General features: G+C 43.2%; 22 protein-coding genes, 1 tRNA gene and 1 pseudogene. 7 read left to right on the top strand and 17 right to left on the bottom strand.

What is annotated here, in order from left to right:
* Positions 1-42: 42 nt before the first annotated feature.
* The 5 genes from DK846_RS09360 to DK846_RS09340 form a co-directional block, all read right to left on the bottom strand.
* Positions 43-2,292, bottom strand: a complete 2,250-nt coding sequence (locus DK846_RS09360; RefSeq protein ID WP_109968673.1) for an efflux RND transporter permease subunit — start codon at positions 2,290-2,292, stop codon at positions 43-45.
* A gap of 23 nt (positions 2,293-2,315) precedes the next feature.
* Positions 2,316-3,632, bottom strand: coding sequence for a COG1361 S-layer family protein (locus DK846_RS09355; RefSeq protein ID WP_109968672.1), 1,317 nt, complete (start codon positions 3,630-3,632; stop codon positions 2,316-2,318).
* A 97-nt stretch (positions 3,633-3,729) separates the two neighbouring features.
* Positions 3,730-4,233, bottom strand: a complete 504-nt coding sequence (locus DK846_RS09350; RefSeq protein ID WP_109968671.1) for a MarR family winged helix-turn-helix transcriptional regulator — start codon at positions 4,231-4,233, stop codon at positions 3,730-3,732.
* A gap of 247 nt (positions 4,234-4,480) precedes the next feature.
* Positions 4,481-4,747, bottom strand: coding sequence for a hypothetical protein (locus tag DK846_RS09345; RefSeq protein WP_109968670.1), 267 nt, complete (start codon positions 4,745-4,747; stop codon positions 4,481-4,483).
* Positions 4,744-4,968 carry a hypothetical protein gene (locus DK846_RS09340; protein ID WP_245926511.1) on the bottom strand — a complete coding sequence of 75 codons (225 nt, stop codon included), beginning with the start codon at positions 4,966-4,968 and terminating at the stop codon, positions 4,744-4,746. Before DK846_RS09340 ends, DK846_RS09345 begins: the two co-directional genes overlap by 4 nt.
* Positions 4,969-5,529: 561 nt before the next feature.
* Between DK846_RS09340 and DK846_RS09335 the strand changes: the two genes are divergently transcribed.
* From DK846_RS09335 to DK846_RS09320, 3 genes are all read left to right on the top strand, one after another.
* Entirely contained in the window at positions 5,530-5,763 is a 234-nt protein-coding gene (locus DK846_RS09335) for a hypothetical protein (protein WP_109968668.1), read from the top strand.
* A gap of 187 nt (positions 5,764-5,950) precedes the next feature.
* The gene (locus DK846_RS09330; protein ID WP_109968829.1) at positions 5,951-7,321 is read left to right on the top strand and encodes a hypothetical protein; all 1,371 of its coding nucleotides are present in this window, start codon (positions 5,951-5,953) and stop codon (positions 7,319-7,321) included.
* 396 nt (positions 7,322-7,717) lie between these two features.
* Positions 7,718-8,056, top strand: a complete 339-nt coding sequence (locus tag DK846_RS09320; protein WP_109968666.1) for a hypothetical protein — start codon at positions 7,718-7,720, stop codon at positions 8,054-8,056.
* A 51-nt stretch (positions 8,057-8,107) separates the two neighbouring features.
* On the opposite strand, the gene DK846_RS09315 is transcribed toward DK846_RS09320, so the two are convergent.
* From DK846_RS09315 to DK846_RS17650, 4 genes are all read right to left on the bottom strand, one after another.
* Positions 8,108-8,869 (bottom strand): hypothetical protein, encoded by a 762-nt coding sequence (locus DK846_RS09315; RefSeq protein WP_109968665.1) that lies wholly within the window; start codon positions 8,867-8,869, stop codon positions 8,108-8,110.
* A gap of 176 nt (positions 8,870-9,045) precedes the next feature.
* Positions 9,046-9,183 carry a hypothetical protein gene (locus tag DK846_RS17655; protein ID WP_181391706.1) on the bottom strand — a complete coding sequence of 46 codons (138 nt, stop codon included), beginning with the start codon at positions 9,181-9,183 and terminating at the stop codon, positions 9,046-9,048.
* A gap of 24 nt (positions 9,184-9,207) precedes the next feature.
* Positions 9,208-10,506 carry a hypothetical protein gene (locus DK846_RS09310; protein WP_109968664.1) on the bottom strand — a complete coding sequence of 433 codons (1,299 nt, stop codon included), beginning with the start codon at positions 10,504-10,506 and terminating at the stop codon, positions 9,208-9,210.
* A 997-nt stretch (positions 10,507-11,503) separates the two neighbouring features.
* Positions 11,504-11,644, bottom strand: coding sequence for a hypothetical protein (locus tag DK846_RS17650; RefSeq protein ID WP_181391705.1), 141 nt, complete (start codon positions 11,642-11,644; stop codon positions 11,504-11,506).
* A gap of 439 nt (positions 11,645-12,083) precedes the next feature.
* Here DK846_RS17650 and DK846_RS18160 point away from each other — a divergent pair, with 439 nt between their 5' ends.
* Positions 12,084-13,412: a PKD domain-containing protein gene (locus DK846_RS18160; RefSeq protein WP_281269824.1), complete on the top strand. Its 1,329-nt coding sequence runs from the start codon at positions 12,084-12,086 to the stop codon at positions 13,410-13,412.
* Positions 13,413-14,255: 843 nt separating this feature from the next.
* On the top strand, positions 14,256-14,531 hold the full coding sequence (gene eif1A, locus DK846_RS09290; RefSeq protein ID WP_109968660.1) for a translation initiation factor eIF-1A: 276 nt from the start codon (positions 14,256-14,258) through the stop codon (positions 14,529-14,531).
* A gap of 119 nt (positions 14,532-14,650) precedes the next feature.
* On the opposite strand, the gene DK846_RS09285 is transcribed toward eif1A, so the two are convergent.
* Both DK846_RS09285 and DK846_RS09280 read right to left on the bottom strand, forming a co-directional pair.
* Positions 14,651-14,953, bottom strand: a complete 303-nt coding sequence (locus tag DK846_RS09285; RefSeq protein ID WP_109968659.1) for an RNA recognition motif domain-containing protein — start codon at positions 14,951-14,953, stop codon at positions 14,651-14,653.
* Positions 14,954-15,486: 533 nt separating this feature from the next.
* Positions 15,487-15,575, bottom strand: a tRNA-Met gene (locus DK846_RS09280).
* A gap of 101 nt (positions 15,576-15,676) precedes the next feature.
* On the opposite strand from DK846_RS09280, the gene cutA reads away from it, so the two are divergent.
* Complete coding sequence (gene cutA / locus DK846_RS09275; RefSeq protein WP_109968828.1) at positions 15,677-16,003, top strand: divalent-cation tolerance protein CutA; 327 nt, start codon at positions 15,677-15,679, stop codon at positions 16,001-16,003.
* A 142-nt stretch (positions 16,004-16,145) separates the two neighbouring features.
* Positions 16,146-16,397, top strand: a complete 252-nt coding sequence (locus DK846_RS09270) for a PRC-barrel domain-containing protein (RefSeq protein ID WP_109968827.1) — start codon at positions 16,146-16,148, stop codon at positions 16,395-16,397.
* Here DK846_RS09270 and DK846_RS09265 read toward each other — a convergent pair.
* From DK846_RS09265 to DK846_RS09245, 6 genes and pseudogenes are all read right to left on the bottom strand, one after another.
* Positions 16,379-17,077, bottom strand: a complete 699-nt coding sequence (locus tag DK846_RS09265; protein WP_109968658.1) for a phosphoglycolate phosphatase — start codon at positions 17,075-17,077, stop codon at positions 16,379-16,381. The genes DK846_RS09270 and DK846_RS09265 overlap by 19 nt on opposite strands.
* A 3-nt stretch (positions 17,078-17,080) precedes the next feature.
* Positions 17,081-18,055: a DNA repair and recombination protein RadA gene (gene radA, locus DK846_RS09260; RefSeq protein WP_342769661.1), complete on the bottom strand. Its 975-nt coding sequence runs from the start codon at positions 18,053-18,055 to the stop codon at positions 17,081-17,083.
* 144 nt (positions 18,056-18,199) lie between these two features.
* Positions 18,200-18,307, bottom strand: a pseudogene (locus DK846_RS18210) (helix-hairpin-helix domain-containing protein); the annotation flags it as partial.
* 397 nt (positions 18,308-18,704) lie between these two features.
* Positions 18,705-20,000 carry an OB-fold nucleic acid binding domain-containing protein gene (locus tag DK846_RS09255; protein ID WP_109968656.1) on the bottom strand — a complete coding sequence of 432 codons (1,296 nt, stop codon included), beginning with the start codon at positions 19,998-20,000 and terminating at the stop codon, positions 18,705-18,707.
* 57 nt (positions 20,001-20,057) lie between these two features.
* Entirely contained in the window at positions 20,058-21,347 is a 1,290-nt protein-coding gene (lysA, locus tag DK846_RS09250) for a diaminopimelate decarboxylase (protein WP_109968826.1), read from the bottom strand.
* Positions 21,347-22,495: an LL-diaminopimelate aminotransferase gene (locus DK846_RS09245; RefSeq protein WP_109968655.1), complete on the bottom strand. Its 1,149-nt coding sequence runs from the start codon at positions 22,493-22,495 to the stop codon at positions 21,347-21,349. Before DK846_RS09245 ends, lysA begins: the two co-directional genes overlap by 1 nt.
* Positions 22,496-22,515: the final 20 nt, after the last annotated feature.

The raw sequence follows: 22,515 nt of genomic DNA, 5'->3' as shown, positions 1-22,515 counted from the left end.
CAATACCGGTTCCAGGATCTTTCTGCAGGACCAGAAAAAAAATTATTTTTGGTGAGCAAGGGGAATATGCAGCACTTCTTCTTCTAACTCTTCTACACCATGCTTGATCCTGTCAACAAATGAGAGGATTGCCGGCATGATGACGACTGCTCCGATCAGAGAGAAGAGCACTGCGATGATGGTTGTTAACCCGAAGTCAGAGATGATCGGGAAGGTCGAGAGGATCAGGGCAGAGAACCCGAAGAAGGTTGCAAATCCTGATACCATGATGGCAGACCCTATCTTACTTACACTATTCTTGAGTGCTTCTATTACATCAGGGGTCTTCTCCTTCTCCTCGATGTACCGTTCCATCACGAGAATGGTATACTCCGCAGCAACACCGATTGTCATCGATCCCAGACATGCAGTCATGACATTGTAGTCAATACCAAGGAGGTTCATAGCGACTGCATTCCACCCGACTACGGCGGCGATCGGCACAATCGGGGTAATTGCATTTACGTTCCGGTATACAATTGCCAGGAACAGAACTACCAGGATAAATCCGGTATAGGTGATAAGTTCCTTACTCTCGACAATATCATTGACCAGATTGGTGAACATCGCAAAGTTACCGGTAACATGTGACTTGATCCCCGGAGGTGCCGGGTATAGCAGTAAATCCCCTTCGATATCCTCTTTCAGGTCACTCTGGGTCGTTGTCGTCAGTTTTACGGTATTGAACTGGATAACTGCCTCGTTATTCCCGTTTACGTACGAGTCCCTGACATCTTTAGGAATCGTATTCAGAACCGCATCCAGTTCACTCTGGGTCTGTGGCATCACCCCGTTGTTATAGGTGATCACATAATCCGCGATACTGGTTCCCTGGGTGATCTTCGATCGTGTCCTGACCTCAAGATCGGTAAACTCCTTCATCCAGTTCACCGAATCAAGCGTGAGAACATCAGATCCATGGATAACGATCGGTGCTGTATCAGTAGAACCCATCGTCCTGGTCACCTTGTCCAGGGTAGTCTTCGAGGGCATATCAGGTGGCACAAATGAGTTCTCATCTGTGTTTACCGGAATCCGGGTGTCGACCTGGATTCCAACAAACGCAACCAGAAGAACGATCAGAAGAACCGGGACCGGTCGTTTTGCTACCCAGACCGCAGTCTTTGAGAGCACTGAGTCGACGATTGCCGCCTGCCTTGAATTCCCGTGCCCTTTTGCCTTGTAATTAATAAGTACTGCAATCAGGGGAATTCCGATGAGCGAGGTGATGTAACAGGTCACCACACCGATGATACTGACGAGGCCGAACCCCTGCATCATCGGGACCGGTGAGATGTACATGGCTACAAATCCCATGGATGTTGCAAGCATGGCATACATCACGGCAGGACCGGTCTTGGTAATCGTGATATACACCGCTTCAGCGAGGGGATGATCCCTGGACTCTTCTTCAAGCCGGGACTGAAACTGGATGGCGTAGTCGATACCAAGCCCTATCATAACCGGGAACGCTGCGATGACGGCCATACTGATCTTGTAGCCAACAAGACCGATGAATCCGAATGTAAAGATAAGTCCTGCTGTTACAATGACAACCGGGAGGAACCGGTGATTGACATATCCGAAGAGCAGGCCCATCACAATGACCATGAGGACGAGTGCTGCCATGATGAGAGTCCCCATGGATTCTCCCATCGCAGCGCCCATCTCCTCATCGAATGCAGCAGAGCCGGTCAGTTTAATCGAAACACCCGGTGGAGCATTCGTGCTTGCAATAAACTTCCTGAGATTTGCAAGAGCACTTTTTTTCTGGTTTTCAGATAATCCTGCCTCAAGGCCGATTGCCCCCATATTCAGCATCCCTGATGGAACATATCCGCTCTTTACATTATCAGGAACCTTTGCCATTACTTCTGTCATCTCTCCGGATGAGGAAGGAATGACTCCGTTATTGAGGGATTTCACGACATCTACGATGGTTGATACAGAGGTTACATACTGAAGGTTTCTCAGTGGATCTTCCAGTGTATCGATATACTGCATGAGTTCCGGACTTGTTGAATCATCTGATTCTACAAGCAGGATTACGGTTTCTTTCGAGAAGGTATCTGTATAATGTTCAATCAGGACTCCTTCCGGAGAATTTACATCCATGTAGGTGGCGGTTCCGGTCTCCATTGAGACCATTGTCATCCCAAACAGGGAGATGACCATCAGTACAAGGATTATCTTGGTGAGGATTCCCGGCCTGTGAACGATGAGATCAGAGACTGCGGAAAAAATTGATTGCATGTTCGGTTTTTACCCCGCTATTCTCACCGGTTCTGTTGTTTGCGCCGGTACTCATAGAGGTAATATGCTCCTCCGAGAATGATTATCATAATTAGGCCGATTACAACCGGATTAGACATGAGTGCCGCTAGTCCTGCGTTGGGAACAACCTTGATCGGTACCTTAATGGTATCTGAAACATGGCTGTCGTCCAGGGCGTCACGGTATTTTATCTCTGAATCAAGGCCATACATCTTGGTATCAGCGGTTGCATCGAGGGTTAAGCCGAATCTGGCAACTTTGCTCTCCCCTGGTTTCATGTCTCCGAGGTATGCAAGGTCATCAGCACTGGTGAACGGATCTACTGCACTGATCCTCACTTCTGCCCCGTACACCGGGACCGATCCGTCATTGCGGTATGTAACTTCGACGTAACTCTTCTTATCAGGATTGAGTTCAGGGCTCTGGCTTGTTATAGTGAAATCGACATCAGATCCTACTGAAACACCCACTTTCTGGGACGGTGTGACCTGGGTCTCGCCATCAGCGTTGTCATACATCACAGATACCTCGACCGGGTAGTCCTGGGGCTCTGCATCTTTTGAGACACTGATCTTATATTTGGCCGTTGCAGTAGTATTTGGTGCTAATGTTCCCAGGAATACGCTGTTTGAGACCGGAACAATCGGGGAGTTCCCGCTTCTGCTCAGGTTTGCAACCGCATTTGTCCCGGTATCAGTTCCAACATTCTTCAGGGTGAGTGTGAGATATCCCGAACCACCGGAGTTGATGTTCTCGGCTTTTACATCAGATACCTGCATGGTGATTGCAGACTGCACGACGAATGGCAGATCGAATGTTACTTTCTTCTGAACATACCGATAGGTGATGCTGTCTGTTCCCTGCTGTTCGGCATTCTGCAGGTAGGTGTAGTTCAGTTCAACCGGCAGCGAGTACTTCCCGGCCTTTGCATTATCAGGGACTAATATAGCAAAATTTACCGGGACACTCGATGATCCCTTAACGTCCCCGATCATCTGTGGGTCTGACTTTATCAGGGCAGGACTATCACCAGGGAGGAGGGAGACTGACACCATTTTTGCGGTGCTTGGATTGTCATCAGTGTCTACAATATCAGTCTGAACAAATTTGATCTCGTTCAATCCTGAATTTTGAACCTGGAGCTGAAGAGGTACTGTTGTTCCGGGTGCGAACTCGTTGTTTCCAACAATAGTGACAGAAAGATCCGGAGATCCGGACATGTACTTCGTTCCGGCAAGAACCGGGGATGTCAGTATCGATACGGTCAGGAGGGCTATGCCCACAATAAGGAATGCGTTTGTAAGTTGTGTGAGTTTCATGGTAATGGTGTCACCTTGTTTCCACCCGGTGTGTATGAAGGGTGGATACCGCTTTGATGGATCTTTGGTATGCCAGAGAGAATCGATCCGGGGTCTGTCATTTTTCCTTTAGATTCTGTGCATTGTAGAATGACCATGTTCCCTGATTTTTGACTCTGGGGTTTTTTGAGATTGTTCTGTGTAATTCTGTACTGGCCTTGGAGATTGTTTCGAGATCAGTGGAAGAAAATTCGGAAAGGAAGGATTTCATGCGGTTCCTTAACTCCATGAGCATATTACAGAGGTATTCCTTCCCTTTTTCTGTCATGGAGATGTTTATGACTCTTCTGTCTTTCACATCCGGATGTCGCTCAACTGATCCTTCAGATACCAGGCTATCCACGAGACGGGTCATGTAAGGCTTTGATATAAACATCTGGTTACATAACTCGGTCATCGATTGTGAACCTGTCATTTCCAGAAGGCCGAGCAGGCGGATTTTTGCCTCCTGCATTCCGGTTATATCCGGGGCTGTGAGCATCATGATGGTATGGACGTCAATAAAGAGGCTCATAATCTCATTCGCAGCAACATCCTGGATATTTTCTTCCTGGCTGATCATCTACCCAGATCTATTAGTTGCAATAGTAAATAATTGTGTTAGTTAATAATTGCAAGTTGGTATAATTAATGGGTGATAGTATTCAGATAGTGGGCTGAAAGTCATCAATTATCCACTAGATCCGATTATTTCATTAGGTATGCGATAACCGCAGGCTATCGAAAAGAAATTACTCCGTTGGCTGACCTGGTGAAAAAAAAGTAAAAATAAGATTTCACGATATGCACATATCCCCTCGATTTGTCTCTCAACTTAGTCTGTTGTAGCGTTTGTGAGCGATCCCAATGGGATATATGTCTGTAATTCTGACCAGATCCTGTTCCAGTAGAACGAGGAAAAAAACCGTATATGTTCTTGCAATATGCATCCGGTACACATCAGTGCCAAGCCGTTCGATCTCAGGAATATGTAATGGGTCCTCAAGTCTTCTCAAATGGGTGAGAATAATACGACGGCTCTTTATTGGTAATTCCCTGACAAAATCACACGCACGCCTCTCTACTTCTACCCTCATTCTTTCCAGGCTTCTTCTGCTTCGTCAAGTGAGACAAAGTCCCCATGTTCTGCTACATGCCTGACATGTCTGATCATATCCTGCCGTTGTCGTTCTTCGATGAGATCAGATATCAGGTGGTCAAATGTTTCACCAGGCTTTTTTAGGAGAGAGAGTTGTTCCCATGTTGAAGGGGTGAGGGGTATGCGTTTGTATGGTTGGGCACTGGCCATATTGCACATATTGCTCATCAAGGTAGATGAATTTTAGTACAAGTGCCGCGATCATTACCTCTCTCTGAAAATATTCAACTCAAATTCGGGTTTTCCATCCATATTCCCCCGTATTACCCCTCACTCGCTCTTGCTGAACCTCATATTTCTTCTCATCTGGATGCCGGTTATCATTGGATCGAGTTCATAGTATGATAATCAGTGAATCGTACATGAATGATATTGAAATTTCGCTATTGCTTCCGTGGAATTTTAGCCTACAGCTGAATGAAGTCCTCTGAACTGTCGTACCCTGGAGTCATCCCAATTGTGGTAACTGCGATGACGGTGCAATCTGAAAACTGTCCGACAGTCTTGGCTCCGGTGCTCTTGTACAAGAACTTGCATGAATAATATTCTGTCCATTTTATATCTCCGAGAGATACCGGAAATAGTATCTTTGGTTTTTTTAGTTGTTGCGCAACTTTTTCTATTTGAAAAAAAATTACCCTATATATGAGAGGTTCGTATTGTGACTTATCAGTATTATGTCTAATTAATGATTATTTTGAAGATGGAAATGTCAATCCAATGACAAATATTCCTCCTTTTGAAGATTATAATCCGATACAAATATCAGAATCTGTAAAAAATTTGAAATTAGAAAATTATATTGAGGGTGATATAATTTTTGATGGAAGAGGGAATGTTATTTCATATAATATATGTAGAATAACTCCAAAAGGTGAAAAATACCTTAAAAAAGTACTATTAGGAGGAACACCAACATACGGCACATTATCTGGTAGTATACTAGAAAAATAACTGTAAGCATTGACATCCTTCTTGTATGGTCAATTATTCTGATTAATACACACATAACAATTTGATGAATATTTTAATCTCATATACTGATAAATTTCAAAGATAGACGGCTTGGAGATAATTTTTTCAACAATGATCAATTATTGTGTTCATGGGATTCATAGGCATTAACATAGAGATGGATAATATGGCAATAATTCGACCAAGATTGAATGATTATTATAATATTCCCGTTACTCAAAATGAAGTTGATTTTGCAATTCCTTATTTAGATGAGGACATTCCATTATACTTAGATCCTTTTCTTCTTTGGAAATCTCCATCTCAACAGGATAATTCATTACATACTGCAATTACTAATTGTTTTAATAATTTGGGAAAATTAGTAACAACTGGAAAAGAATCAGTTGCTTTGGATATTTTAATACAATCATCTGAATGTAATGAGGTTGGTTTAGGAAATTCAAAAAAAAGAAAAGGAACATGTATCGGTGAGAAGAAAGGGTTAGAGATTCTTTCACTATTCAAAGATATTCCTCAAATTAAAGAATCTGGATTCGTCCACTTTGAAGAAATACAGTTATATGTTGAGTCAATATCCAAAGATAGGGTTAGTGACATCGCTTGTAATTTTATTAAATCATTTTTAATTGATTTCACATTAGAACAGTGTGATAAGTACAATATTCCAATTGATAGAACTAAAATTAAAGTATATGACTATAAAACACATAATTTCATTGATGAAGAGACCTACCTTCCACAAAATCCATCTACAAGAGAACCCATCTTATTAGTTCCAAAAAGATGGCTTCGATTTGTTCCATGGATAAATAGTGAAGATTATTGCGACAATTTTTTTGCTAAAAAAATCCTTAAACCCGGAGAAATCTTACCCGATCGCATTAAAATACTTAGTTATAACCGCAATAATTATGATCAAATACAGACATATTTAAAAATTAAAGAAAGAAGTTCCAAGGATTGCGCAAATGATCCTTTATTTACATCAATTCCAATTTTATCAGCTAAAAATAAGATTTCGACAATTTTAAAAATCCCAACTGGAAAGGATGGAAATGCTGATAAAAAGTACGAAAACAATATTTGTCAGTTGTTACCATCAATATTTTATCCCCATTTAGATTTTGCATCAGAACAAAGTAGGACCGATTCAGGGATATTAATACGCGATTTAATCTTTTATAATAACCGTTCTCTTTCTTTTTTGCAATATTTTTATGATGAATATAATTGTCGTCAAATTGTTTTTGAATTAAAAAATGTTAAGGAATTATTACCTGAGCATATAAATCAAGTTAATCGATATTTATGTGAACAATTTGGCAAATTCGGGATTATTGTTACTCGAAACCCTCCCTTACCCAAAATAGTAAGAAATACAATAAATTTATGGGGTGGAAACAGAAAGTGTATACTAATACTTTCTGATAGTGACATTATTCAAATGTGTAATATTTATGAAAATAAACAACGATTTCCTATAGAAGTAATTAACAAAAAATATGTAGAATTTACTCGATTATGTCCTTCATGAGGTGATAATATGAACATAGAAATAATAGAACTTTTTATAACTACTCAAGAACAAATGGAAGTTTTTTATAAAGAGGTTTCACTGCTTTCAAGCAAAAAACCAAACGATGAGATAAATATATTTAAATTAAATTTTATTAATAAAGTGTTATAAAATGCAAACACATTATTATCGGAAAACAATAAGCCATTTTCAGATTTTGAGGTGTTTGAGATAGATAAGTTGCCATCAAATAGTGATGTTACTATAATGCTCTCTCAATATTTAGAGAGTATGGAAAGATATCGATGTGAAAATATTAAAAAATTTTCTAATGACTGGATTTGGATAACCGATGATTATAATAAAAAAGTAAAAACATACCCCCCCAAAAAATTTCATTTAAGAGGATTATAAATGAAGAAACTAACCTCTACGAATAATTATCCCTCTGAGGTTGATTGGGAAAAATATAATTTATTAAAAAGTATGTTTGATGGAATTTTTAATGAATTAAAGATATTATCCAAAGGTAAACAAAAAGACGAGTTAAACCCATTAAAAATAACTAAAATAAACTTTCTATTATCAAAAATAAAAGATCTTCTAGTGGATCAGCCATCAGCAGAATTCTTAGATCTATTGAATGCGGAAAACCTACCATTAAGCAGTGATGCAATAATTATTATGTCTCATTACGAAACTGCATTAAATGAGTATTGGAAAAAATATCATAAACTGTTTCCATTACTATAATAAAGACACATAAATGAAGTAATAATAAAAATTAAAACATTATTTCCAATCTTAATCTAATTCAATGGATGGAATAGTATCATAATCACCCTTATGTTCTATGGCATATTTTTCATATTGGTCTTCAGTTAGATATTCATCAATTAGCATTTCAAACAAGGGAAATAGTTCCCAAGCCCATTCTATTGCCCATTTAGCATCATTATCTCGCTTTGTAGTGTCAGCAATAATCTTATCTACAACAGGATCAATATCGACTAGTTTAATCTCTCCTTTATTTAATTTATCAAACGCTTTTTGGCTATTTTCAATTAATTCATCGAAAGTAGCACCAGATGGAAATTTAAAACCTCTGATTTTTTCATCACCGAATATTTTGGCATAATTTAAATGCATATACGGGTTCCGAATATTATCCTTTACCCTAGTAAATAGATCTAATATTGGTAGAGGTAACAGAGGTCCATTAATGGGTCTTTTTTTGTTGTCTTCATTTTTAGCATATTTAATCATCGATTCTAATGGTCTTTCATCATTGACACCATCATAAATTAAGATGATTTCTTTTAGAATCATCTCAAATAATTGTCCCATCAACATGATACCTGGATGGTACAAACCACACAAAATACATAGATACGAATCTTGATATATCGAAAACAGATGTGATTTTCCTAAAAAAATAGGATGAATTGGATTATAAAAAGATGGAAGTTCAATTATTTTACTTTCAAAATGTTGATCAATTGAATTAATAAATCCTTCTTTATCTATCTCGATAAATAAAGGCTGGTTCTCTGTTTCTTCTTGCATATAATATTCAATAATATGACTAATTTGATTTAATATTGATTGATCATGTTGTAAAATTATTCCATAAGCATAAACACTGCCGCCTTTTTCCTGGACCGCCTCTCCAGCATATTCCCTACCTGCTCTGCTACCACCATATATACCGGACCCTCTACCGGAATCGTCACCTTAACTCCCTAGGCCGACTCAGGAAGGTCACCCTCATCGGATGGAAACACCGGATGAGGTTCTACCCCGCCGATAATCTCCCCCTGACAGTCAACAATCACCCGGACTGCATCATGTACTGAATCAGGGTTCAGATTTCCACTCACAAAGCAGACCCAGACAAGACCCTCTCACACCACTGAGTCAGCGTTTTTCTCATCGGCAGCCTCCCTTATCCCGGGAAGATTCTGGTAGCAGATCTCACATATCACAGTCTTCGTTTCCGGATCCTGCCAGGTTGCCTTCTGCCTCCCGCAGACCTCACACTTCCCGAGATCCTTGCTGACCCGGGTCATCAATTCCGGATTCAGAACACCGGGAAGAACCCGGACCTGTAACGACTCGGCCTTGAGTACCCTCTCGTAGCACTTGTTGCAGATCTTCCTGTTCATCCGTGGAGCCTCTTTCAGACGTGCAGAGGTCATTCTCTCCTGATAGTTCACCCATTTAGACCCGCAACAGTCACAGGGACCGGTGCCAAATCCCCCGGTTATACTGGTAAACTCCTCTGACCTGATCCCGCTCAAAGGAAGAGATCCTGATCCTTCGGAATTCTCAGAACCTGGCGAACGAACAGAGGCAGCTGCGGGAAGATTACGGATCTCGTGGCTGCAAGAATCATCCCCTGATTTTAAAACCGGGCAATCAGCATCATCAGATTGGGTACTTTGATCAACACTGGCGGAACCTGACAGTTCACGTATATGTGTACATACAGAGGATCGCTCTCCGATCCCCTCCTTCATACTTACAGATTCTCCGTTATGAGTACTAATAATCTTATTATTACTAAGATTATCCTCTTCCAACCCGCTACCATCCCCGGATACAATGGTGGAATCTTTCGTTATCCTTCCGTCACCGTTCGCATCTCCGCCAGATGGATCCTTCCAATTCATATCACCTGGCCCGTACCCGTCAAGCCAGCAGCCATCATCAGGGATCCAGCAGTCATACACGTAGGGATCCCAGGCATACGCCTTTGACCTCCGGTGAGCTGCATTGAGTCCTCCCTCGTCGGTAACCAGTGTCCGGTCACAGACCGAGATGGCAGGACACTTCTCAAGAAGCCCTGAATACTGGTGCCCGCGACTGACTGAACCATGTAGCATCTTATGAATCACCGAGTATGACCACCCGGTAATATGTTGCATCTCCGAGATCGTGATCTCGCCCTGTCCCCGGGTTCTGATCGCCTCAACCAGTTCAGACTCTCTTCTGGTCAGCTTGGACTGCTGACCTCCATCGGTCCCGTTCAGGGCTGTATACAGCCGGCAGGCACTCCTGAAGTCCTCAACCGTTGCGTTGATGATGACCATGTTTTCTGACTCGCTCCTCTCCCGCTGGTTCTGCATCAACACAGCATGAGCCTTCACCAGAACAAGCAGCATATCTGGATTTCGCTGGATCTCAGGACCTTTGCAACCCACCAGACACACCGTTCAGGAATGATGGACGTCTTCCCTCCCCGGTCCATGTCAACTGTTGGTACTTGAACGGCTTTTTAAAAGAAGGTGTAACTATTTTTAAGACCTCCTTCATCGCATCAGAGAGTTTGATATTATCCAGAACCGGGTGATCTGTCCTCTATTCGCAAAATGATCTTACTTGTGACTGCCAATCTTCCAGGGCACGGGGTTATCGAACAAGAATCAGAAGTGATGAGGCAGAGTAATCCTTAACATCGGTGATATCCAAACCCTTTCCAAAGAATCCGTGACCTGAATGATTTGCAAACCTGTCCTGGGATGTAGGATAAATCACACCGAGAAAAGACCTGAACGATGCGACAATGTCAATCTTTCTCTTGGCATAATATGACCGGGATTTTCCAGTTTATTCGAGGATGAATAGACAGTCTCTCTATTGGCATCCGTTCCATGTAATGAACCCATTCAGACCACAGAATTTCATGACTCTTTGCCAAATCCCTGGTCAATCTCGCAAAAATCAGAGCACCTCCCCTTCCAGGACCTAGATGACTCCTCACCAGGATTGGCGGAGATTTCGATTTATCTGAACTCATTATGAGTTTCTGCAAACGATTTGCGGACATCGTTGCAATGCATATGGCGACTATTTTTACAATATGAGTGTAAATTTTCTCCAGATGGATGATCATGATCTCCATTTGCGGAATTGCAAATTTCAGATGAAGAGACACAAGCACTCTCATGAATCAATTATCCTGCTCTCTGTTTTCTCACAATTTCCGTAATAAGTACATAAAATTATATTATTATTTATTAATTCTAGATCTGACTGCAATTGGTGCCTGAATTGGTTGCGGAAATTTCTGTAATTTGTCCGAAACTTTCCGAAGTGCCGGAATATTCAGATCAGTATTCTGCTCCTTTTTTTCACCAGGATAGGGGTATCATCACTTGATGGGGGGTCATCTCTTTCATGCCAACATTCACTTCATATTTACTGGCCTCGAAGGCCCATTCCAAAAGAAGGCCTTTGTTCTTCGGTGTGTGAATGATAACCACTCTCATCCCCGGCAAGGGTTCTGTTACAGGCTGATACTGTTAGGAATTTTATTACAAGTCCTTTAAACCGATACATTTACTTGATGATCCCTGGAGCATCTTGTATATTATTGATGAAAAGTGCTTTTCCTCATCCGTCCTCCAAGTAAATAGTTTTTCAGGAATCTGATTCATCATCGTCTCAAGTGCATGTGATTTTACCATGTACGACTGGATTAAGATCGACGGGGAGCCCTTCGATCGAAATATCAGAATCACTGGCGGCGGGACCAGTCTTGGTCCTGCTTGGTTTCCATGCAGACGATTTTTAAAAAATATACCGATTCATTCTAATTATGGGGGGAGTATCCGCATATCATTTGAAAGTTATTATATGCAGATATGACGCTGACTTTTATACATCGTATTTGTCCTTCCCAAATTTATTAAGGGCTATGGTTTCGGTTATCAATCATTGAAAGAGAAGAACTATGAACCTGCGTTATTCGTCATTGTTATTGGTGATGTGTTGCACTATGGGTTTCACCGTCCCTGCTTGTGCCCTCACGTTTCCTGTCTCTGGTAATGGTCTCCTATCTTTGGATTTTCCAAATGTCCTGGATGTCTCTTTAATGGGACAAAGGTATGAGACATCTATTTTTAAAGAGATTGGTTCTCATTCTATTCTGGGTCTGACAACCCAGTCTGTAAATAATTCAACAGTAAATATGTCCGCTTCAGTAAATACGACTATCAGTTCTGGCTTGTTAACTACATCGGATACAACACTGAAGTCACGTCAAATTCTCAATGGCAGTCTAATTGATGAACGAATTGTTGGACCCGGCCTGCCTCCTGATGGGTGGAACGGGGCATCAAACATCATAGATAAAAGTGATATTTCTGTAAAAACTCTGCCCTCAAGTCAAGTCCCTGCATTAAGGTGGTCATATGGATGTTCTGCAACCTCTGCTACTATGTTGTTTGGGTACTATGACAGAGCAGGGTTTTCTAATATTTACACAGGTCCGACCAATGGCGGAGTGTTCCCATTAACCAACACCGTCTGGGGTTCCTCATCTGAAGGGTATGGTCAGTGCCCGTTGTCAGCATCTCAATATGGGCTTGATGGGAGGGCAACAAAAGGGCACAAGGATGATTATTACTATGCATATGGCTCCGGTGTAGATCCATATTACGGTTCCTGGGCAGAGCATACACCTCAGGATTGTATCGCCGATTATATGGGTACAAATATGAACCAAAAATATGGAAATGGTGATGGAAGTACCACTTTCTGGTGGTATGCAGATGGTTCACCCACATATGATTTTAAAGATTACGACTACTTTAGCCGCGATGGGATGCATGGTATGAGACTGTTTGCCGAATCACGCGGTTACAGTGTCCTAACAAATTATAACCAGTATATCGACTCCATGGGTTATAGATATGGGTTTACCTATGCTCAATATAAAGCAGAAATTGATGCAGGTTATCCAGTTCTTATTCAGGTGAGTGGACATACAATGCTTGGAATAGGATATTCTGGTACTGATCAAGTCATCTTACATGACACATGGGATTATTCAGACCATTACATGACCTGGGGTGGGTATTATGCCAGAATGAAACATTATGGTGTAGGCGTTATTCATATCAAATCTCTCCCGGTCGCAAAATTCTATGGTGTCCCTGGTTTGAATGTAAACCCTCTCACCATCCAGTTCTATGATGCATCAACTGGAAGTCCTTCATCCTGGAACTGGAATTTTGGTGATGGTGTCAGTTCAACAAAGCAGAATCCATCTCACCAATACAATAATTCAGGGACATATACAGTTAATTTAACAGTGTCAACCTGAGTCTCCTTTTTCTTAATTAGATCTTGGTAAAGCTGAGAGATATGTTCTGTTTCTTGTTTGGACTAATTCACTGGATAAATATGAAGATATGGAGAATTTTATCCGGGAAATAGAGGATCAACAGCTCCCCATCCTTGCCAGACAAACCATCATTGGTGCAAAAGCAATTTGAAGATTGAGGGATTCTATCAGATCATACCCTGATAAGGAAAACGGATGACACACGTGGAAGAGAAAGGATCCTGTGATCGTACTATGGAATGGGATCAGGAAGAGGGATTAATCCTGAAAAGAAAGGATTGAACCGATTTATATTTGTGATATCACAGTAATGGTGTTTAAAAAACAGAGTCGCCCCTCCAACAGTGGTATAAATGAGAATGTAGCTGCATTTTAACCGTTAAATAAAATCCAAAGAATTTACTCTTTTTTAAATCGGTTTTCTCTAATAATAAAGAGTGTAGGTAAGATGATGCCCGGTATAGATTCTACCTGATTTATCTTTACCCATATGCATCCTCTTTAATTCTCTTTCTTCAGCAAACTGTCAGACCGGTTATCTCTGATAACCGATTTTCTCAAAAAAATTTGCAATCTCTCCTTTTTCTGACACCGATACATACATACGTTGAGACACCATTTATTTATACAACTAACTACGTTTTTTCAAAAGAGAAATTTCGTCATAGTTACTAGTGCGAACTGATTGCTCAAATCTTGAATTTTTCATTTTGACAGGTTTTTCGTAGTTTCTTTGCACTTTTTACCGGAGATGATAAGATAACACAGATAGATGGCGATACAAATACCAATCCGGCACCAGCGGTACCTGGACAGCCTGAAGTGGACACAATAAGAGTCCGACTTCCTAATAGTAGGAAGGGTGAACAATTCGCAATTGCAGAATTAATGCTTGGGTCTTTTCATATACGAGTCCGTAGTTCAGATGGAGTGAGCCGCCTTGGTAGAATCAAAGGAAAAATGAAACGCCGTGTCTGGATTCGTGAAGGGGACATTATACTAATAACCCCGTGGGCATTCCAGGACGAGAAATGTGACATTATTTATCGATACACTCCTCCTCAACGGGACTGGTTACGAAGAAATAAGTATGTCTAAATTTCTGTTTTTTATTGGTTCTGGAATAAACCAGTTAATTCAATAAAAAAAATAGAACCATCGATATAAACTTTTTAAAGAATATCGGTGAGAAAAAGGATTTTTGTGTTACTTTACAATTAGTAACGTCTTTTATTATAGCCGCCGGAAGAACTTCCGCTTCTGTTATCGCCAAAATTTGTCCTTGGCTGCATCGGGCGTGCTTCATCAATTTTTAAAGTTCTGCCGCCAAAATCAGCGTTATTTAGTGCATCGAGAGCTGCCTGTGCTTCATCTGATGATCCCATCTCGACAAATCCAAATCCTTTGTTCTCGATAATTTTTGCACTTACGACCTGACCGTATGTTGAAAACAGATCTGATAACTCATTCTCTTTGGTTGAGTAGGAGAGATTGCCTACGTATAACTTACTTCCATCCATTAAATTCAGTTCCTGGGTTTTGCAAAAGGTTGGACGCAGATAAAAAATTGATTTTACTGCTACAGAGAATTACATAAAAATAGAAGTGAATCTAATCAACAAAAATGATATTTTCAAAACTATTGTAAGAATTTACTGATCCGTCTGCAGAACCACAATGATGTGTCACGTGAAATAGTTTCTCATCAGCGTGATTTTCTGAGGATAATTAACCCCCCTTTCAGAAGACACAATTCGTGAACAGATAATTTATCTTTCGGGCTTTTATATGATTAAAAGAATGGGACAAATTATGGTTGAAGTTCTGATAATGATCTGAGTCCCCCGCATACATTACGCCCATCCCTACGCCCCATATGGTTTGGTAATAGGAAGGGGGTCTGTATTGCAATTCAGACCAGAGATCTAAACGTGTAATGGAGATATTTTGATAGCCTCTTCATTTCTAGTAGTTTTCAATCTTATTGGTATGTAAAAAAAGAACTTCAATTCAAGCAGGAATTGTGTTTAGAAATTCCAACCTGAAATTAGTATGCTGTTGACGGGATCCGAACCCGCGACCTCCAGATATCTCAGATTTCTCTTATGAGTCTGGCGCCCTAACCAGCTAGGCCACAACAGCACAGATGCTTATATTAGAACAACCTTCAGGCACTTAAACATATTTGTCTCCTCCCTTGCTAGGGAATGATCTTCATATATCCTGAAAGCCGAGAACTATCAATGGCTGACGAGAACCTTTCTGATATCTCGGTTATCTACTGTACTGCTCCTTCTGATGATTCAACACGAATCGCCCGCGAGCTCCTGGAGCGCCGGTTGGTGGCATGTGTGAACATAACTCCCGTCCGGTCTCTCTACCGATGGGAAGGCCATCTCTGTGATGAAAAGGAAGACCTTCTCATCATTAAAACTGCGAATCATTGTGTTGAAGACCTTATTGTAGCAATCAGAACTATTCATCCGTATGAGGTACCTGAGATCATTGCACTCCCGGTTTCCAAAGGGTTTTCCGGATATATTGACTGGGTCATGAATGAGACCGTCTAAACAAAACTAAATCCATAAGTTTTGCGCTCATCAGACGCTCCTGGTGGTCATAATCATCTGCGAGCCTGTTGCGGGGGATAACCTGGTGAAATACCCTTTCAAAAAAGTATCTTTAATATCGTTCACGACCGAAAAATCTGTTATGAAAGCGGTACTTGCACGGAGCCTCTCCCGCAAGCAGATCATGACCAACGACGGGAAAGCCATCGGCGAGCTGCGCAACCTTATGGTTGATTTTGATACCGGACAGATAACAGACCTGATCATCGAACCAGACGAGACATACGACACCACCGGATACCAAATGGATGGGGACCGGATGATGGTTCCGTTTGAATCTGTTCGTGATATCAAGGATTTTATTGTGATTGACCGTTATCTCTCAAGAATGTGAGGGAAAAACCGGGTCATAACCTCAACAAATCCTTCTCCGTACGGAATTGAGGATACGTAATCAGCAGCTTGTTTTACTTCCTGTACTGCATTAGCAACACAGCATCCTGTTCCTGAAGCCTGAATCATGTCGGTATCATTCTCAGAGTCGCCGATGGCAAGAAAATCTGACAGCGGTATGTCCAGATCACCTGCGATATGCCTGAAGGCAGAGCCTTTACTAAAGCCCTTCTCCTGGATATGAATAGCAAAATTGGTATCAAGAACTGATACGTTCCAGTCTGCAAGAAGAGTTCTGACCTCGTCAACCGGAACATTACGGGCAAATGCGACATCAGCGAACCTTTCACGGGGAGAGTACATGTCAAGAGTAATCCCCTGTTCTTGGAAATGCCTGGTAAGGAGATCCAGGGCATCAAGCGCTATCTGGCGGTTAGGGAGAATTTTCAGATCACCGGTGAATCCTACCCTGTATACTCCGCCATTTTCACCAATAAATGTCCCACTGGTTCCGATAAGCTTGGAGAGACCTTTGAGGATACAGGAGGTGTTCCCACTAGCGAGAACTACCTGAACCCCGTTATCCTGGAGTTTTCTAATCGTTTCTATTGCACACGTACTGAGCCTGCGTCTCTCGTCAGTAAGTGTCCCGTCTATGTCAGTGATAACTGCTCGTAGCACAACTTAACAGGCCCTGAGGCCACCCTCTTCCACGAGGAATGTAGCTTCACCGTCTGGCAGGTTCGGGCTGTCAACCAGTCTGAAGATACGCTTTCCTCCCTTACTTTTTCTCAGATAGATCCTGAATGTTGCCGTGTGCCCGACGATGTTTCCTCCAATTGGTTTTGTGGGGTCGCCGAAGAAAACCGCCGGGTTTGACATTACCTGGTTTGTGACAAGTCCGATTGCGTTGTACTCATCACAGAGTTTAAAGATGTCATGCATATGTCTGTTCAGTTTCTGTTGACGTTCAGCCAGGGTTCCCCTGCCTGCATACTCTGACCGGAAAAGGCCGGTGAGCGAGTCTACAATGATGAGTTTTACCGGCTTGCCCTGGCTCTTGAGTTCTTCTGCAAGTTCATGAGTATTCTCTATCAGGAGCATCTGATGATCTGATGTCTGGGCCCGGGCTACATGTATGTGCTTGAGAAATTCCTGTGGGTCTGCTCCCTCGATCTCAAGTCCCTTGACCATCTGTTCGATACGCTCAGGTCTGAAGGTATTTTCGGTGTCAACGTAGATGACCGATCCGTTAAGTCCGCCAAGTTCCTCGGGGAGCTGAACGTTTACTGCAAGCTGGTGAACAATCTGTGATTTACCTGAACCAAACTCACCGTAGAGTTCAGTGATTGCCTGGGTTTCAAATCCGCCTCCCAGGAGTTCGTCTACTTCAGGAACCAGGGTTCTGAGTTTCTTGATGAGAAGTCGTGCCTCAAAGACCTCTGTGCCGGTCTTGAAGCCCCCTATGTCTGCCTGCTCCCTGCACCACTTGATCATCTTCTTGGCGGTTGATTCACCAATCTCGGCGGCCTCTGAGAGTGTCGATGGAGTAGCTGTTGCAATTCCTTCAATTGTAAGGAACCCTCCATCACGAAGTTTTTCTGCTATTGCAGGCCCTACACCGGGTATATCCTCGATTTCCAGTCTTCTGGTATTCATAGGCGCTAACTCAACACCGGCGTCTGCTGAGGTGGATTCACTGTCTGACTGCTCAGCAGGAGAAGTCTGAGCAATACACCACTTGATCATCTTCCGAGCGGTAGCCTCACCGATCTCGGCAGATTCATACAGTTCAGAGGCTGTTGATTGTGCTATTTTTTCAACGCTCTCGTATCCTGCTTCGCGGAGTTTTTCTGCAGTGGTTGGTCCGACGCCTGGTATGTCCTCAAGTTGGTATGCTTCTGCTGCCATAATGTTCTATCCCTACTCTACCCATCACTCAGACCCCCATTTAAACTTCAGGGAAACAGGGCGAAAGTGAAAAGAGAGAATTCAGAACTACTCTTAATCGCCATAATTGGCCCTTAATTTTTGAATTATCTGAAATTGTGCGTTTTCAATACTTTCGCAATATGGATATGCGGATCATGAATCCGGTGAAAAACGGCTGATATGGTCATCATTTCACCCTCAAATTTTTTCATACGGGATGTGAATTTTGCAAATGATGAGATGGATTGGTCCTTGTAGTAGGATCAAATGGTCGGTGCCAAAAAAAGGGAGTAAATTGGATATTTTCTGGTGGATTGAGGGTTGTAATATCGTAATGATTATATGGTCGTGCAAATCACTGTGTGAAAGTGTATTTTCAGGCTGATTCGAGGCTCTCAAGAAACTGTTTAAGATCTGTCTGTACAATCTCCAGAGATATGCCGGTTTTCTCATCACCCTCTATAAACAGCCTCTTTCCGCTCATGATTCCATGAAGAATGATCTCAGTCCCGTGCTGGTATGATCCCTCGATCAAAAACGCCTGCACGCCATTGTCAATGACCTTACCTTCAGGGCTCTCGATGATGGTTCCATCTATACTGATCCTCTCTCCACCTTCAGGAACAATGATCAGACAACTTCCTCTTCCCACCGAAAGTTCAGTCTCACCAGTTCTCCCTACCCGGGCAGGCACATGGTAGATGATCACCTTTTCTCCTGTGAGAAACGTCCGGGATGCTTCATCGTCCCAGAGTACTACCGGGAGTGTGGCTGTCTCATCAGAGATCCTTACATTCCGTACCCACGAAGAAGTTCCATCCCTCCTGGTGAAGGGCCGTGGTGGCAGTACCTGCACAAAGTGTCCTGATACTGTCACGGTCTGATCTGGTTTCACTTCTCCGAGCGGGATGTATGGAATTTCAGGCATCTGTACTACAGGAGATATCTGGGTATTTTCATCAATCACGATCTCCCTACCCCCAAAATCCCCTTCTTTCTCTAGGACACCTCCTGCATGTACTGCCATGCCTGGAGTAAGTCCTGAGAGCATTACTGCATCCCAACAGAGCAGACGTGCTGTCCCTCCTGCATCCCCTACAATTCCGCTGACCATCTCTCCGGTAGTACCATCCTTCCTGGTAAAGGTCTTGGCAGGCTGCAGGCTGATGAACATGAGATCAATATCCTTTCGCTCAGGCTGCCTCTGTTCTTTCGGATTCATGTCGCAGTTTATCTCGACATGTGTTTTCCTCAGGTTAAGGGGTTGAATCTCTTTCAGGCTCTTTCCATGCCTTCCGATGACTTCAACAACCTCCCCTGCCTCAAAAGACTCACTAATCGCTGCAGCCTGTTCATCCCAGAAGACCAGGTCTGTCTGACCTGTCTCGTCAGCAACCGTGACCCGTGCGACAAGCCCTTTGTTCCCATCAGCCCTATCAAATTCCTTAACTTCTGAGTAGGCAAGGATCTTTGCATAGAAACAGAAGAGCGAGGATCTCCCTCGTAGTCCTTTGATTTTCACATGTGATCTACCAAGATCCCGGACTACCAGAAGAGCAGCAGCTACTTCATCGGCAAGGTTACCGCAGGCTTCGATCTTTTTCTCGATCCTGCGATCAAACTCTTCCCTGCTGATCAGGTCATCAACAAGTGCGTAGTGATACCTGACCATGGATCTTCTCCGGTCTCGTAATTCTGCAGGGTTCAGTCAAGAAAAAAAGGAAAGACTTTACAGCCATGGTGGTGTTACCACAGCTGCCAGAAGATCATCAACTGTTTCTGCTCTTCGCATCAGGGCTGATTTATCCCCTTTTACCAGTACCTCAGCGCAGCGTCCCCGGCCGTTGTACTGCGATGCCATTGAGTACCCATAGGCCCCTGCATCAAGAAGAGCAATGAGATCTCCTACCTGAATTGCAGGGAGTTTGCGATCATGGGCAAGGATATCACCGGTCTCACATATCGGCCCGGTTATGGTGTAGGTTCCTGCCTGTTCCTCTCCTGCACGGTTTGCTACTAACACCTCATGATACGAGTCATACATCGCTGGTCTGATCAGGGTATTGAACCCTGCATCCACATTCACGAATGTTTTGTGTGCCTGTTTCACTGAGTTGACCTTTGTGAGCAGGATCGTAGAGTCACAGACCATTGACCTGCCTGGTTCTATCCAGATCTCTGGTGAGATACCCAGTCTTGTGAAGGTTGAGATGATCTCTGGCATGATTGCGTCTGCATAGGCATCAAATGCAGGAGCAGGTCCGCCATAGTGCTCATAGCAGACTCCAAGGCCACCTCCGAGATCCACAAACTTGAATTTTACACCCATTTTGTGAAGCTCTGCAACCACTTCCATCAGAACTTGTGCTTCTTTCGCAAATGGTTCCACAGAGAGAATCTGCGACCCGATGTGGCAGTGTATCCCGACCGGAACAACGTTCTTACATACAAGAGCCTGTGCATATGCCTCTGTGATGGTTGCTGCCGGAATTCCAAACTTAGAGGTGGCCAGTCCTGTGGCAATCTTTGGATGGGTTGGAACATCAATAGCCGGATTTACTCTGAATGAGACCTCAACTACCTTTCCTGCCTCACCTGCTATCTGGTCAAGCTGCATCAGTTCGTCGATAGAGTCAAGTGAGACTCTGACGCCCTTTTCGACTGCAAGCCGGTGATCAGCTTCGGTCTTTGAACTCCCGTTGAAGAGGAGGTACTCAGGTTTCATTCCTGCCTGCAAAGCGATGGTGAGTTCACCTGAAGAGAAGACATCTGCTCCTGCTCCTTCCTCTGCAAGGATCTTCAGGATTGAAGGGTTACCGTTTGCTTTAGCAGCATACAGAATTCTGATATTCTGGTACCGTGATGAGAGGGCCTTTTTGTATCCATGAAAGTTAGCCCTTATCCGGTCCTCATCTGTGACATAGAGGGGGGTTCCGTATTTAAATGCAAGTTCCACTGCATCACAGCCGCCGATTCGCAGGTGTCGGTCTTTGACTGAGAGGTGTGGTGGAAGGGTCATTACCATGATACCGACTCCATCCTTCCGATAGCCTCACGAATCCGGTCAACAGACCTGGTTATTGCAAACCTGACATATCCCTCGCCTGATTTACCAAATCCAATACCCGGAGTTACGACGATTCCTGCTTCATTGAGCATCTTTGCAGCGGTTGCCATACTGTCCTCTACTTTCAGCCAGACATAGAATGTTGCCTTTGGTGCCTGGATATCAAATCCGAGTTTCTGCAACCCTGAAACCAGAACATCACGGCGCTCCTGGTAAATAGAGCAGGCTTCTGCGACACAGTCCTGCGGACCTGAAAGTGCAGCAATAGCAGCATACTGCACCGGGTTGAAAGTTCCTGAGTCAATGTTTGTCTTGACCACTCCAAGGCCCCTGATGATCTCCTTGTTTCCGACTGCCATTCCGATACGCCAGCCAGTCATGTTGTAGGTCTTTGAAAGGGAGTGCATCTCAATACCAACCTCTGATGCTCCGTCGGTCTCCAGAAATGAGGGTGCTTTGTATCCGTCAAAAGAGACTTCAGAGTAGGCATTGTCGCTGACAACCACAATATCGTTGTCTCGGGCAAACTGAACAACCTCTTCAAAGAATTTTGGCGGAGCAATAGCTGATGTGGGGTTGTTTGGGTAGTTGATCCACATGAGCCGGGATTTTTTTGCTATGTCTGAAGGAATTGCATCCAGGTCAGGGAGAAAGTTGTTTTCGCAAAGAAGTGGCATCTCGTGAACTTTTCCCTCTGAGAAGAGTGCTCCGGTGGAGTACACCGGGTATCCGGGGCTTGGTACAAGGACATAGTCTCCCGGGTTGACGAGTGCTTCTGGGATATGGGCGACCCCATCTTTAGAGCCCATCAATGAGATGATCTCAGACGATGGGTCAAGATCAACTGAGAACCTGCGTTTATACCATCCGGCTACTGCTTCACGGAATGCCTGCATTCCAAGGTATGAGGGGTAATGATGATTGTCTGGATCCTGTGCAGCGTCAATGAGTGCCTGCACAATATGGGACGGAGTGGGAAGGTCGGGATCCCCTACTCCGAGGTCGATGACATCCACCCCTTCACTGCGTTTCTTTGCCTTCATCTCATCGATGCGGGCGAAGAGGTACGGGGGCAGGTTATCGATCCGTTTTGCAAACATGCTGATAGGTTGAACCGGAT

The sequence above is a fragment of the Methanospirillum lacunae genome (genome assembly GCF_003173355.1).
GTDB classification, from domain to species: domain Archaea; phylum Halobacteriota; class Methanomicrobia; order Methanomicrobiales; family Methanospirillaceae; genus Methanospirillum; species Methanospirillum lacunae.
This window is presented reverse-complemented; position numbering and strand designations above follow the sequence as displayed.

Coding starts and splice junctions, on each gene's coding strand:
- DK846_RS18160 (WP_281269824.1), top strand. CDS start 12,084: ATGGGTTTCACCGTCCCTGCTTGTGCCCTCACGTTTCCTGTCTCTGGT.
- DK846_RS09245 (WP_109968655.1), bottom strand. CDS start 22,495: ATGTTTGCAAAACGGATCGATAACCTGCCCCCGTACCTCTTCGCCCGC.
- DK846_RS09315 (WP_109968665.1), bottom strand. CDS start 8,869: ATGCAAGAAGAAACAGAGAACCAGCCTTTATTTATCGAGATAGATAAA.
- lysA (WP_109968826.1), bottom strand. CDS start 21,347: ATGACCCTTCCACCACACCTCTCAGTCAAAGACCGACACCTGCGAATC.
- DK846_RS09355 (WP_109968672.1), bottom strand. CDS start 3,632: ATGAAACTCACACAACTTACAAACGCATTCCTTATTGTGGGCATAGCC.
- DK846_RS09335 (WP_109968668.1), top strand. CDS start 5,530: ATGACAAATATTCCTCCTTTTGAAGATTATAATCCGATACAAATATCA.
- DK846_RS09320 (WP_109968666.1), top strand. CDS start 7,718: ATGAAGAAACTAACCTCTACGAATAATTATCCCTCTGAGGTTGATTGG.
- DK846_RS09270 (WP_109968827.1), top strand. CDS start 16,146: ATGAAAGCGGTACTTGCACGGAGCCTCTCCCGCAAGCAGATCATGACC.
- DK846_RS09255 (WP_109968656.1), bottom strand. CDS start 20,000: ATGGTCAGGTATCACTACGCACTTGTTGATGACCTGATCAGCAGGGAA.
- radA (WP_342769661.1), bottom strand. CDS start 18,055: ATGAATACCAGAAGACTGGAAATCGAGGATATACCCGGTGTAGGGCCT.
- DK846_RS09285 (WP_109968659.1), bottom strand. CDS start 14,953: ATGGATGGAAGTAAGTTATACGTAGGCAATCTCTCCTACTCAACCAAA.
- cutA (WP_109968828.1), top strand. CDS start 15,677: ATGGCTGACGAGAACCTTTCTGATATCTCGGTTATCTACTGTACTGCT.
- DK846_RS09330 (WP_109968829.1), top strand. CDS start 5,951: ATGGCAATAATTCGACCAAGATTGAATGATTATTATAATATTCCCGTT.
- DK846_RS09360 (WP_109968673.1), bottom strand. CDS start 2,292: ATGCAATCAATTTTTTCCGCAGTCTCTGATCTCATCGTTCACAGGCCG.
- DK846_RS09340 (WP_245926511.1), bottom strand. CDS start 4,968: ATGTGCAATATGGCCAGTGCCCAACCATACAAACGCATACCCCTCACC.
- DK846_RS17650 (WP_181391705.1), bottom strand. CDS start 11,644: ATGTATCGGTTTAAAGGACTTGTAATAAAATTCCTAACAGTATCAGCC.
- DK846_RS09345 (WP_109968670.1), bottom strand. CDS start 4,747: ATGAGGGTAGAAGTAGAGAGGCGTGCGTGTGATTTTGTCAGGGAATTA.
- DK846_RS09350 (WP_109968671.1), bottom strand. CDS start 4,233: ATGATCAGCCAGGAAGAAAATATCCAGGATGTTGCTGCGAATGAGATT.